General features: G+C 59.2%; 11 protein-coding genes and 1 pseudogene. 6 read left to right on the plus strand and 6 right to left on the minus strand.

Annotated elements, in window-relative coordinates:
• Nucleotides 1–672 (plus strand): annotated as a pseudogene (locus B4F27_RS00160) (4Fe-4S ferredoxin); the annotation flags it as partial.
• Nucleotides 673–741: 69 nt separating this feature from the next.
• Here B4F27_RS00160 and B4F27_RS00165 read toward each other — a convergent pair.
• Nucleotides 742–1,860 carry an S-(hydroxymethyl)glutathione dehydrogenase/class III alcohol dehydrogenase gene (locus tag B4F27_RS00165; RefSeq protein WP_349676264.1) on the minus strand — a complete coding sequence of 373 codons (1,119 nt, stop codon included), beginning with the start codon at nt 1,858–1,860 and terminating at the stop codon, nt 742–744.
• Between the two features lie 161 nt (nt 1,861–2,021).
• Here B4F27_RS00165 and B4F27_RS00170 point away from each other — a divergent pair, with 161 nt between their 5' ends.
• A complete protein-coding gene (locus B4F27_RS00170; RefSeq protein WP_005851782.1) occupies nt 2,022–2,891 on the plus strand; it encodes a LysR substrate-binding domain-containing protein in 870 nt (289 codons plus the stop codon).
• Between the two features lie 164 nt (nt 2,892–3,055).
• On the opposite strand, the gene B4F27_RS00175 is transcribed toward B4F27_RS00170, so the two are convergent.
• Complete coding sequence (locus B4F27_RS00175) at nt 3,056–3,940, minus strand: LysR family transcriptional regulator (protein WP_286758533.1); 885 nt, start codon at nt 3,938–3,940, stop codon at nt 3,056–3,058.
• 95 nt (nt 3,941–4,035) lie between these two features.
• On the opposite strand from B4F27_RS00175, the gene B4F27_RS00180 reads away from it, so the two are divergent.
• From B4F27_RS00180 to B4F27_RS00195, 4 genes are all read left to right on the plus strand, one after another.
• Nucleotides 4,036–4,320 (plus strand): DUF2218 domain-containing protein, encoded by a 285-nt coding sequence (locus B4F27_RS00180; protein ID WP_037967306.1) that lies wholly within the window; start codon nt 4,036–4,038, stop codon nt 4,318–4,320.
• Between the two features lie 186 nt (nt 4,321–4,506).
• Entirely contained in the window at nt 4,507–4,917 is a 411-nt protein-coding gene (locus tag B4F27_RS00185) for a nuclear transport factor 2 family protein (RefSeq protein WP_235208608.1), read from the plus strand.
• 63 nt (nt 4,918–4,980) lie between these two features.
• Nucleotides 4,981–5,826, plus strand: a complete 846-nt coding sequence (locus B4F27_RS00190) for an NAD(P)H-binding protein (RefSeq protein WP_286758534.1) — start codon at nt 4,981–4,983, stop codon at nt 5,824–5,826.
• Nucleotides 5,827–5,884: 58 nt separating this feature from the next.
• On the plus strand, nt 5,885–6,487 hold the full coding sequence (locus B4F27_RS00195; protein ID WP_286758535.1) for a sulfite oxidase heme-binding subunit YedZ: 603 nt from the start codon (nt 5,885–5,887) through the stop codon (nt 6,485–6,487).
• Between the two features lie 272 nt (nt 6,488–6,759).
• Here the strand turns inward: B4F27_RS00195 and B4F27_RS00200 are convergent, their stop codons facing one another.
• Genes B4F27_RS00200 through B4F27_RS00215 form a run of 4 tightly spaced genes read right to left on the minus strand, consistent with a single transcriptional unit; the run spans nt 6,760 to nt 12,529 of the window.
• Entirely contained in the window at nt 6,760–7,299 is a 540-nt protein-coding gene (locus tag B4F27_RS00200) for a hypothetical protein (RefSeq protein WP_286758536.1), read from the minus strand.
• A 3-nt stretch (nt 7,300–7,302) separates the two neighbouring features.
• Nucleotides 7,303–8,031 carry a DUF1499 domain-containing protein gene (locus B4F27_RS00205; protein WP_286758537.1) on the minus strand — a complete coding sequence of 243 codons (729 nt, stop codon included), beginning with the start codon at nt 8,029–8,031 and terminating at the stop codon, nt 7,303–7,305.
• Between the two features lie 35 nt (nt 8,032–8,066).
• Complete coding sequence (locus B4F27_RS00210; protein ID WP_286758538.1) at nt 8,067–9,425, minus strand: efflux transporter outer membrane subunit; 1,359 nt, start codon at nt 9,423–9,425, stop codon at nt 8,067–8,069.
• Nucleotides 9,422–12,529: an efflux RND transporter permease subunit gene (locus B4F27_RS00215; RefSeq protein WP_286758539.1), complete on the minus strand. Its 3,108-nt coding sequence runs from the start codon at nt 12,527–12,529 to the stop codon at nt 9,422–9,424. The genes B4F27_RS00210 and B4F27_RS00215 overlap by 4 nt, the downstream gene beginning before the upstream one ends.
• Between the last annotated feature and the right edge of the window lie 171 nt (nt 12,530–12,700).

Raw genomic sequence — 12,700 nt, forward strand, 5'->3', positions numbered from 1 at the left:
GTGCTATCCCACAATGCGATGGTGGCGATCTTTCTGCCCGCCTTTCTTTTTCCGTTGATAAGCATTGCCATCGGCCTGCGCCGCTACTGGCAAACCGTGGGCGGCGCCCCGGTGCGCCTGTCGCATCTGCGCGGGGCCATCGCCTCTGTCGCGAACATGCGCAACCTCAAGGGCGGTCACGGCGACGGCTGCAACTTTGAAGACGAAGACCGCTTCACGCACGCCCGCCGCTATGCGCATCAGGCAATCATGTATGGCTTTCTGCTGTGTTTCGCTTCGACCAGCGTGGCGACGCTGATGCATTACCTGCTCGACATGCCCGCCCCCTACGGGCTGTTTTCCGCCCCCAAGATCCTCGGCCTTTCCGGCGGTGTTCTGCTGGTGTTGGGCTGTGGCAAGATGGTCTGGCTCAAGCTGCGGTCGGACAAATCGCTCGGTGCGACCAACGCTTTTAGCGGCGAAATAGCCTTTACCGGGTTGCTGGGGTTTGTCGGACTATCGGGGCTGCTGCTCTATGCGGCGGGCGGCACCGGCTGGATGCCGGGTCTTTTGGTCATACATCTCGGCGCGGTGCTGGCGTTTTTCCTGCTCACGCCTTTCACCAAGATGGCGCATGGGTTCTACCGAATGGCGGCACTAGTCAGCGATGCACAGCGGCGCGAAAGGGTCTGACTTTAGGCTTTCCAGCAACGCTTCCAGATCACCCCGGCCGCGCCTACAGACGGCGCGACCGGGAGACGATCATTCGCCGAAGTGAATGACCGAGCGGATGCTTTTTCCTTCATGCATGAGCTTGAAGGCCTCGTTGATCTGTTCCAGCCCCATGGTGTGGGTGATGAAATCATTCAACTTGAACTCGCCGTTCATATAGCGCTCGACATAGTCAGGCAGCTCGGAGCGTCCCTTGACCCCGCCAAAGGCCGACCCCCGCCAGACACGCCCCGTGACCAACTGGAACGGACGGGTAGAGATTTCCTGCCCCGCCCCGGCAACCCCGATGACTACGGATTCGCCCCAGCCCTTGTGGCAGCATTCCAACGCCGAGCGCATAACATTGACGTTGCCGATACACTCGAACGAATAATCCACGCCGCCGTCGGTCATCTCGACAATCACGTCCTGAATGGGTTTGTCGTGATCTTTGGGGTTGATGAAATCGGTGGCGCCCAGCTTGCGGGCAAGATCGAATTTGCTTTCGTTGATATCGATCACGATGATCCGGCTGGCCTTGGCCATGGTCGCGCCGATCACGGCGGACAGGCCAATGCCGCCCATGCCGAAGATCGCAACGGTCGACCCCTCTTCGACCTTCGCGGTGTTCATCACAGCCCCCATGCCGGTAGTGACGCCGCAGCCCAGAAGGCAAACCTCTTCAAGCGGCGCATCGGGGTTAACCTTGGCAAGCGATATCTCGGGCAGCACTGTGTATTCCGAGAAGGTCGAGCAGCCCATGTAGTGCAGGATGGGCTGACCATCCTTGTAGAACCGGCTGGTGCCGTCGGGCATCAGACCGCGCCCTTGGGTTTCCCGAATCTTCTGGCAGAGGTTGGTCTTGCCGGATTTGCAGAATTTGCACTCGCCACATTCTGGCGTGTAGAGCGGGATCACATGGTCACCCACCGCCACGCTGGTGACGCCCTCGCCGATGGATTCGACAATCCCGCCCCCTTCATGGCCCAGAATGACCGGGAACAGGCCTTCGGGGTCTTCGCCCGACAAAGTGAAAGCATCGGTATGGCAAACGCCCGAGGCGATAATTTTGATGCGCACTTCGCCAGCCTTAGGCGGCATTACGTCGATTTCCTCGATCGAGAGAGGTTCGTTAACGGCCCAGGCGACGGCCGCTTTGCATTTGATGATATCGGTCATGGGGCTCACTTCGCGGTTAGGACTATTTTGGCGGGTGACGTTGTAGGGACTGTCATTTACACTGTTTCCCACTGGCGATAATCAGAGATATCCGCAAAACACCGTTACCTATTAGCAATAGTTCTTCGGCCATTAAGATTGAAAGGAACATCATGCTGAGTTGGGAGGGGGTATCAGAATTTGTGGCCGTCGCTGAAGCCCAAAGCTTTACAGCTGCTGCCAACAGCTTGGGTATTTCTACGGCTCAGGTAAGCCGCCAAGTCGGCGCACTTGAGGCGCGATTGGACACCAAGCTGTTCTACCGCACCACGCGCAAGGTCACGATCACCGAGACGGGTCAGGTGTATTACAACCATTGCCGGCAGGTGCTTGATGGGCTGGCCGAAGCCGAGCGCGCGATCACCGATCTGCATCAAAGCCCCAAGGGACGGCTGAACCTTACAGCCCCGGTGACATATGGCGAGAACCGCATCGCGCCTTTGGTCAACGACTTCGTGCGGCGCTATCCTGATCTTGAGGTCAACCTCAGGCTGACCAATCAGCTGCTCGATCTTGTAGCGGAAAGCTACGATCTCGCGATCCGGCTGGGAGAGTTGGAAGACAGCTCCATGATGGCAAAGCGGCTGGCCTCTCGCAGGCATTACACCTGCGCGGCACCCGAATACCTTTCCGCTCACGGAACCCCGCACACCCTGTCCGAACTTGACGGCTACAACTGTTTGCAAGGCACTTTGGGCTATTGGCGGTTTCAGGAAAAAGGAACCACCCGCCACATCCGGGTGAAAGGCAATCTCCGCTGCAACAGCGGCGCATCGCTGGTCGATGCGGCGCTGAAGAACCTCGGGATCATCCAGCTGCCGGATTATTATGTCGAGGCGGAACTGCGGGCCGGTCGGTTGGTCTCTGTTTTGGATACGTATCGCGCGCCGGACGATGGCATCTGGGCGATCTATCCGCAGAACCGGCATCTTTCGCCAAAGGTCCGGCTGCTGCTTGATCACCTTGCGAAAGGGTTGCGATGAAGGAGCGAGGACCCGGCAAAGATCGTATCTTTTGGCCTTGCGTTCAGCCACCTGCACCGGGGCTTCGTTCAGCGAAAGGCTCATTTGGCCGCACCATGAGGTAATCTAAGGCGACGTGGCAGATGCCCCTTCATGCCGGACCAAATGGCCCGATAGGCACCGTCCTATTGATGGAGCTCTTTTGCCAAAAACCGAACGAACAGAAGCGTGAGGTTCTCGCGGCGCGAGGTGTCTGGCCAGACGGCAAAAATTCCCAACGGTTTCAGCCGCCAATCGGGGAACAGGCGGCTCAGCTTGCCCTCCGTCTCCCCCCGGGCGGCGAGATGCTCGGGCAGAACCGTGGCGCCAAGGTTCTTGCAGGCGAAATGGTAGAGGGCATCCACGCTGTCCACTCCCAGCCGGGCTTGGCCCAGAACTTTCACCTCTTCCCCACCGGGGCCGCTAAGGCGGGTATAGTCTGAGCGATGTCGGTAGCGCACCCAGTCCCAGTCTTCCAGATCGCAAGGATGTGCGGGGGCCGGGCGCGTTGCGGCATAGTCGCTGCCGACCACCAAGGCGCGCGCGCTTTCACCCAGCTTGCGCGACATCATCGCACTGTCGTCGAGCCAGCCCGCGCGGATATTCACATCAAAACCATCGTTGATAAGGTCCATCCTCTGATCCGAAAAAGCCAACGACAGAGCGACTTGCGGATGAAGACGGGAAAATTCAGCAATCGCCGTCGACAGGGTCGATGACGACATAAAGGCAGGGATCGACACCCTAAGCGCGCCCACCGGCTCCAACGACAGGGCATTGAGGTCATTCAACCCGCTTTCGGCGCTTCGCAGCATGTCGGTCACCCGGGCGTAGAACATCCGCCCTTCGTTGCTGAGCGCGATCTTGCGGGTTGTGCGGTAAAGCAGTGTCACGCCAAGGAAATCTTCGAGTTCGGAGACGGTTTCACTCACCCGCGACGGTGCGACGCCAAGGGCTTTCGCCGCGGCCCGGAACGAGCCTTCGTCCACCACCCGGGCGAAGATGGCCATATGCTTTAGATGATCGATCATTGTTCGGCCTGCCGGAACTATCACTTCTGGATTCCATGAATACCCCGATCAATCCGCCGGGAATAGATGTTCCTTGCAACACGAGGAACACCGCCATGAAAGCGACCACTCATCTCAACACCGAAAGCGCAGAGCGTTATCTGGGCACGCTCTGCAAACATTTCGGCCACAAGGTGCCCGTCACCCACACGCGCCAAAACGGCCATATCGAACTGCCTTTCGGGGCATGTGAACTGGCCGCAACAAAGGGCCAGTTGTCACTGAGCGCGACAGCCGATGACCGGGCCGCTCTCGATAAGGTCGTGCAGGTCATTACCAGCCACCTCGAGCGTTTTGCCTTCCGCGAAGACCCCAAGCTCACTTGGACCTACGCCGCCTGAGAGCTGAGCTGGCCCGAACTTTTCGCGTGCCGCGCGGAGTGGCACCCGAAATCTTGAACTTAACCAAGGCCCCATTCCTTCGGGGCACCCGATATGGAGCGACACATGAAACGCAGAACCCTTCTGAAAACGTCACTTGGCGCATCTCTGGCCATCCTTCTCGGACAACACGCAGGAGCAAAAGAAATGGACACGGTTACACAAGAGAGCTTTGACACCGTAATGGCCTTCATGGGCGCTATGGGGGCGGGCGATATGGAGAAAATGCGGGCCCTGATGGCCGACGATATGGTCTGGCACAACGAGGGCGACGAAAGCTTGCCGTGGATCGGTGAGGCACGCGGCAAGGAGGCAGTCTTCGACTTTCTTGGCGTCTTTGGCCAGAATTTTCAGACAACCGCTTGGGACAACACAGATGCCTTTGCCGCAGGCGACACCGTTGCCGTCTTTGGTAAGATGAGCGGCATCACCACGAAATCCGGCAAAGAGACTGGCCCCTTCACCTTTGCCCTGCGTGCCAAGGTCCGCGATGGTCAGGTGGTGCTGTGGCACTGGTTCGAAGACAGCTTTGCCGTCAGCAAAGCCTACCACGGCTAATATCCGCAACCTGGCAGGGCCCGTCAGGCCCCGCCAGCGAGACCACAGTAAAAGGAGAGCCCCATGCGCTATGCTGTCACCGCCGTTTCAGGACAACTCGGTCAAGAAATTGCCCGCAAACTCATAGAACGAACAGATCACGCCTCGGTCATCGGCCTCGCCCGGACGCCGGGCAATGTCACCGAGTTAGGGATCGAGGTGCGCCCCGGCGACTATGACCAGCCGGACGCGCTTCGGACTTCTCTTGCGGGCGTTGATGCCCTTATGCTCGTCTCCGGCATGGCCCCGCCCGAAGACCGCATCGGCCAGCACCGCAACGTGATCGAGGCGGCCAAGGTGGCCGGCGTGGGCAAGATCGTTTACACCAGCATTCAAGGTCCCGAAGTTGGGACCGCCTTCTCACCCGTCGTGCAGAGCAACCGCCATACCGAGGCCGACATCCGCGCCAGCGGTCTGGATTGGACCATAGGTCGCAACGGCATCTACATCGAGCCTGACGTTGAGTATATCGACAGCTACCGCGCCAAGGGCGAGATCGCCAACAGCGCGGGGGACGGCAAATGCGGCTACACGACCCGTTCCGAATTGGCCCATGCCTATGCCGCTTTGCTGACGCGGGACGAGCTGATCGGTCAAACCTTTGATTTGAACGGTACGCCGATCACTCAGGCGGAACTAACGCAGTACATGAACGCCGCATATGGCACCGCGCTTACCTATCGCAGCATGTCGGCCGAAGACTATGTGGCTGACCGCACCGCCGAGCTTGGCGGTTTTATCGGCCCGATTATCGGCGGCATCTACGACGGCATCCGCCGCGGCGCCTTTGACGCCCCCGGCGATTATGAAGCCGCGACCGGACGCCCGCATCAAAGCTGGGAAGATTATTTCACCTCGCTGTTACGCTGATCGCCACAGATACGCGGGGCGACCCGCGTAGAACGACCAACCTTTCGGAGATATTTGCGTGCTGAAATCCACATGGGATCACCCCCTCACCTTCTGGGCGCTCTTGAGCCTCCCCGCCATTCCAATGACCCTTGGCCTGACCTCCGGCGCGCCGGACGCGGTCAGCAGTCTTTTGCATCCCACCGGTGAATTCGCCGGGCGGTTCATGATCATCGCGATGATGATCACCCCGCTGATGATGCTTTTTCGCGATGCGAGCTGGCCGCGCTGGCTGATGAAGCGTCGGCGCTATCTTGGCGTGGCCGCATTCTTCTACGCGCTGGCCCACACGGTGCTTTACCTCATTGATGAAGGCGCCATAGCCTTCACTGGCGACGAGGTATCAAAGCTGTACATCTGGACCGGCTGGATCGCCTTTCTTATCTTTGTGCCATTGGCTGTTACGTCGACAGACCCGTGGGTGCGCCGCCTTGGGCGGTCGTGGAAAAAGCTACAGCAGTTTGTCTATGCTGCGGCTATACTAACCCTCATTCACTGGGCTGCCCTGCACGATTGGGGCGGCGTCGGCGCGGCTCTCGTGCATTTTGCGCCTCTGGTCGCTCTTGAGGTGTACCGTCTGGGGTCAACCCAACAACGCCGCCGCCAGCGCGCGATGACGTAAGCGAAGGGTTGCGGGGCAAATTCTCCGTTCGTTCGGCGATCTAAAGCTTAATAGCCGATCTCCCTACCTTTATAGGGAATCTTCGCACCTACCGTCAAAATACATAAGCCACCCATCGTGTCGGACGCAGCGAACGGCCCAAACCGGACCTTGGGCCGGCGGGCAAGGAAAGTCTCCTTCAGACACTTTTGGCTATAAAATACAAGCTTTTCCGCTACGATCTTCACCGACTAAACCAAGTGCTTCCCGATATGCGTTACCGTTAATGCTTCTTACCTTCGAATGACCCATTGTTTGAAGCTGGCCTCCAATGCGCCACATGGCGCGAGGATCAGGTCGCGGGACTGGTATGGGCCCGCATCGTCAATTATCTCGGCAACGGTGACGCACTGTGCAGGGTCCGAGGCCAAACGCATCTCCATGCTCGCGTCGTCATAAACAAACTGCTGTGCGGGATCAGCCTTGTCGCAGGAGATCAGACCAAATGGGTTTTCGGCATTCTCCGGATCACTATACGCCATGCACAGACCATCATAGGTCGCCGACGCGATCATGCCCGTCTCTGCCGCATAGGTGAACAACACGTCGTCCCCTTCCGGTTTGCATGAATGGGCGTGAAGCTGATCGCTCAGGCCGCGCCCTTCAGTATCGATGCACCAGCCGAGCGACGCTTCCTCGTTAAGGTTATCGGCAAGATGAATGACGGGCCCGTCGGTCTGGAGGCTTGGTGCCTCAGCATGAGCCGAGAATGGGATGCTTTGGCCCAATACGATCAGCGCGGCAAAGGCCAAGTTTGAGCTTGGAAATCTCATTGCTCACTCCTTATGGAACTGTTGTTGAAAGGTACGAATGCGCGCGGCATTGACGCCTTGGTCACTGCGCCCCACCCGTGAAACGCCGCGCATGTCCACCCGGCTCCCGTTCTCGGCAGGGGTAACTGCAACGACGATATCGTCGGCAAAATAGAAGACAGAGGTGCGCGCGGTGGCCTCGAACCGATGACGGGTTGGATCGGTCGCAACGATCTCCCACCCCATTTCGCCTGCCACCTGCAATGCCCGTTCAAAGGCTGCATCCGTGCTCAGGCCGGTCTCAAGTGGCGCAATATCGGGATAGGCTGTCACTTGTTGGTCCGCCACTTCCGCACCGCCGTATTCGAGCGTGTTGCGCGCACCCGCGCGGGTGTCATCCAGCACCTCGAAGGCCGGGGGATTGGCGGTATCAGTCGTGATGTCATGGATTGGCGCCGCGCGCGGTTGGGGGTTCACAGTGCTTGAAATCAGGGGAAACAGGACCCCCAGTCCAAGCAGCGTGACCACGCCGCCGATCGCAGCCCAACCCTTTTCGCCCCGGCCAAGATGGATGGCCAAAGCGATCAGCCCCGCGCTGAAGATGCCCACCCCGATTGCGTTGAAGTAGCTCCGGTAGAGACCGAACCCTACGATCGGTTCCCAAAGCCCCAAGCGCGCTCCGAACAAGATCAGTGTAACGCAAATTAACCCAGCAACGGCGATCAGGGCGGCAATTTTTCCAGTATGTTTCATGTGTTCGGCCTTTCACGACCAGCGTTGATATGTGCTCAATTACTCGGGTGACCAGTCACGGCCGCCCCTGCCCCCGTCGCGATCTTCAGCGTGGCCCAGGCCTGCGCCGCTTCGTTCGTGGCCGAGGCCGCCGAGATCCTTGCAGCATTGGTATTCCGGTCGGTATCCAGCAGGTTCAACAGCGTGATGGCACCGTTTCGATAATTCTCCTGTGCCAATGTCAGCGCCCGGCCGTAGTCGCTGGCGGCGGTTCGCAGCAGTTGCGCCCTCTGGCGCGCGCGGGTGAGGTTGGACTGTGCGACCTGAACATCCTCGACCGCTTCGTTGATCGAGGCCCGCCATGCGATCTCGGCCTGCCGTGCGACAGAGAGTTGCGCGTCACGGCTGGCTTTCAAGAGGCCCTGATTGAATACTGGAAGGGACAATTGCGGCCCGAAACTCCACGCATCTGTGGCGTCCGTGCGGCCCACCGTTCCGGACAGGGACAAGGCCGGGTAAAGCGCGGCCTCGGCGACGCCCACGTTGGCAACGGCAGCGGCCAAATCGGCTTCGGCGCTGCGCACATCGGGGCGATTGCGAAGCAAGTCCGCCGGTACGCCGGTGCGCGCACCCCCGGGGCTGGAGAGTTGGGGGGCACCTTTTTGCATGTGTGCCTTGATCGGTTCCGCGGGTTCGTTCAGCAGTGTCGCGATGGCGTAGACATTTGCGTCAAACAAGGCGGCGAACTGCGGCAAATCGGCCCGCGCCGTCGAAAGCAAGGCCTGCGCTTCGGCCACTTCGTATTCGGTGGCCGCGCCCGCATCGAACTGGCTTCGGGTGATGCTCACCGTCTCTTCGCGCGTGGCAATTGCGGTGCGTGTCAAGGCCATCGCCTCTTGGTAATAGCGCGCGTCGGAATAGGCAGCGATAAGTTCGGCCAGCCATGCAAGACGAACGGTCTCTTCCTCCGCCCGGGCGGCAGTAAGCGAGGCAACAGCGGCCTCGCGCTCGCGCCGGATACCACCGAAGAGATCAATCACCAGCGAGGCGCTTAATGTCCCGCTTTCGACGGTGCTCGTACCGCTGGTGCCGTCGCCACCGGATGTGGTCACTGATCCGGTCAGCGATCCGTCCGCCGCAGCGTTTACCCCGGTTGTACGCAACTCAGCTTGCGCTTGGCGTATGCGCTCACCCGCGGCAATCACATCAAGGTTCTGGGCAAGGCCGCGCGTGAGAAGACTTGTTAGGTTCGAATCTTTGTAGTTCAGCCACCACTGCTGAGTGGCTACCGCGCCGATCTGCTCTGCATTGCCACCGACAAACCGGGTTTCCATGGCCACTTCGGGGCGCTGGTAATCAGTGCCGACAGCACAGCCCGCGACAAGCAGACCCAGTACGAGATAGTAAGGTTTCACTGAGCTTTCTCCACTCGCTTACGGAAAATTTCTGTTGTTCGGATTACGGCGACGTAGAAGACCGGCACCATCACGATCCCGATGACCGCTGAAAAGATGATCCCGCCGAGCATCCCCGTCCCGATGGATTTTTGCGCATTGGCCCCTGCCCCGGAGGCGAGCACCAGCGGCATGATGCCAAAACCAAAGGCAAGGGAGGTCATTAGGATGGGGCGCAGACGCTGGCGCGCTGCCATGACGGTGGCTTCCAGCAATACTTTGCCTTCCGCCCGTAGGGATTCCGCGAACTCAACGATCAGAATGGCATTTCGCGCCGCAAGGCCGATCGTGGTAAGCAAGCCTACCTTGAAATAGACGTCGTTCGACTGTCCGAAATACCACGTTGTCACCAGCGCCCCCAGAATGCCCACGGGCACCGAAAGCATCACCGCAAAAGGCACGGCCCAGCTTTCGTAGAGGGCGGCGAGACAGAGAAAGACGACCAGCGCCGAGATCGTATAGAGAATGGCTTCCTGATCGCCGGACAACCGTTCCTGATAGCTCAGCCCTGTCCAGGCCGAGGCGTAGGACCCGTCCAGATCAGCGGTAAGCTGTTCCATCACCTCCATCGCATCGCCCGAACTGATGCCCGCTGCCGCTTCGCCGGAAAGCTCCAGCGCGCGGGTGCCGCCATAGCGCGACAGTTTGGGCGTGATAGTTTCCCATTCGCGGCTGATAAAGGCCGACAGTGGCACCATCTCCGAACTGTCGTTCCGCACATACCAATGATCTATGTCGTCAGGCTGCATGCGCCAGTCCGCACCGCCCTGTACAATGACCTCGCGCAGGTTATTGCCCAGCGGGAAATCGTTGACATAGGTGCCAGAGAACACAGTCGCCAGCATGGCGTTCACGCTCGACAAAGACACGCCCAAAGCCTCGGCCTTCTGCTGGTCGATACGCAATTTCAACGACGGTTCCGTCGCAGCATCATTGCCGCGCAGGTTGGTCACGCGACCGTCAGCAAGCCCTGTCGCGACCAGTTTATCTGCGGCATCGCTTAGCGCTTCCTGACCCGCGCCCGACTGATCGACGAGGTACATTGCAAAGCCCGAAGAGGTACCCAGCCCCGGAATGGCAGGCGGTTGAAGAACAAAGATGCTGCCCAGTCGGGACTGGAAGAACTTGCCATTGGCCCGCATCATCAGATCAGCCGCATCAAGCCCGGGACGCTCTTCATAGTCCTTGAGCCTGATGAACATCATCCCGTAGTTCTGACCAGACCCCCCGAAACTGTATCCGACATTGGCAAAGACGCCATCGACCATTTCGGTCTCTTCGGTCAGCAAGTATTGCTCGATCTGTTCAATCGTGTTGGCTGTCTGCTGAACTGTCGATCCCTGAGGCAGTTCGATCATGGTCATAAGCACGCCCTGATCTTCGGTCGGCAGGAACGACGACGGCAGACGGTCATAAACCCAATAGGCGCCAAATCCGACGAGCGCCAAGACGACCACCATACGGAAAGGCCGCATGGACAACCGCCCGACAAGCGAAGCATAGCCACCCGTCAGACGGTCAAGGCCGCCATTGAACCAGCGCAGCGGAAGCAGAGGCTTCTTGTCATGGTTAGGTTTGAGAAGCTGCGCGCACATTGCAGGCGTGAGGATCAGGGCGACGAAAAGCGACAGCACCATCGCCGAAATGATCGTGACCGAGAACTGTTTGTAGATGACCCCCGTCGACCCATCCATGAAGGCCATCGGCAGGAATACAGCAGAAAGCACCATCACGATGCCGATCAGCGCCGAGGAAATCTCTCCCATGCTCTTTTCCGTGGCGGCGACGGCGTCCAACCCCTCTTCTTCCATCACCCGTTCGACGTTCTCGACGACAACAATCGCGTCATCGACCAACAGACCAATGGCCAAGACCAATGCGAACATGGAAAGGGTGTTGATTGACATGCCGAAGGCAGACAGCACGCCGAAGGTGCCCAACAACACCACCGGCACGGCGATGGTCGGGATGATCGTGGCCCGCCAGCTTTGCAAGAAAAGGAAGATGACAAGAAAGACGAGGACAATCGCCTCGAGCAACGTCTCATAGACTTGGTCGATGGATTCCTCGACGAAGGGCGAGGTGTCATAGGGATATTCGACCACTACGCCCTCGGGCAACGCGGAAGAAAGATTGCCCACCACGTCCCGCACCGCTTCGGCGGTATCCACCGCATTGGCACCGGTGGAAAGGTTCACCGCAAAGCCCGCCGCCGGATGACCATTAAAGCGGCTTACACTGCCGTAGTCCTCTTCGGCGAGTTCGATCGTGGCGACATCGGCAAGGTAAATGGCCGACCCGTCCGTATTGGTCTTCAGCAGGATGTTCCGAAAGTCCTCAACCGTTTCAAGCTGGGACTGCGCCGACAGGGAGACCGTGAACTGCTGACCTTTCACCACCGGCTGTTCACCCAGACTGCCGACCGTCACGTTCGTGTTCTGCTCGGATACGGCCGTGGTCACGTCCGAAGATGTCAGTTGATACTGGAACAGCTTTTCGGGGTTCAACCAAATGCGCATTGCGTATTCGGTGCCGAAAACATTGATCGACCCCACCCCCGCCGTGCGCTGTACCGGGTCTTCAATCGTGCTGCTCAGCAGGTCGCCCAGTTCAAGCGAGGTATAGCTGCCGTCTTCGCTGACAAGCGCCCCGACCATCAGGACCGAGTCCGTCGAGCGGGAGACGGAAACGCCCTGGCTCGTCACGATGTCGGGCAGCTGCGATTCGACCAGTTGCAGTTTGTTCTGGACCTGCACCTGCGCCATGTCAGGATCAATACTATCGTCAAAGGTCAGCGATACACTCGCCGCACCTTCGCTGGAGGATGAGGTCATATAGGTGAGCCCATCCAACCCCGTCAGCCCGTCCTCGATGACAGTGGTGACCGAATTCTCCACCGTTGCGGCCGAGGCCCCAGTATAGGTGGCGGAAATTCGAACGGTGGTGGGCGCGATATCAGGATACTGCGAGATCGGCAGACCCGTCATACTGAAAGCGCCCAGCAACATGGTGGCAATCGCCAGAACCCAAGCAAAAACAGGGCGATGGATGAAGAAACGCGCCATAGCTCAATCCTCCGCCGCGGGGGCAGCGATATCCCGAGAAACGCCATCCTCGTCGATCGTCACGGCCACGGGGCTGACCTCTTGCCCTGCGCGGACGGATGAAAGGCCGTCCACAACGAGCCGATCGCCATCGTTCAGCCCCTCACGCACGATCCATGCGTTCTGATAGGT

The sequence above is a fragment of the Sulfitobacter sp. UBA1132 genome (assembly GCF_002311545.1).
Taxonomy (GTDB): domain Bacteria; phylum Pseudomonadota; class Alphaproteobacteria; order Rhodobacterales; family Rhodobacteraceae; genus Sulfitobacter; species Sulfitobacter pontiacus.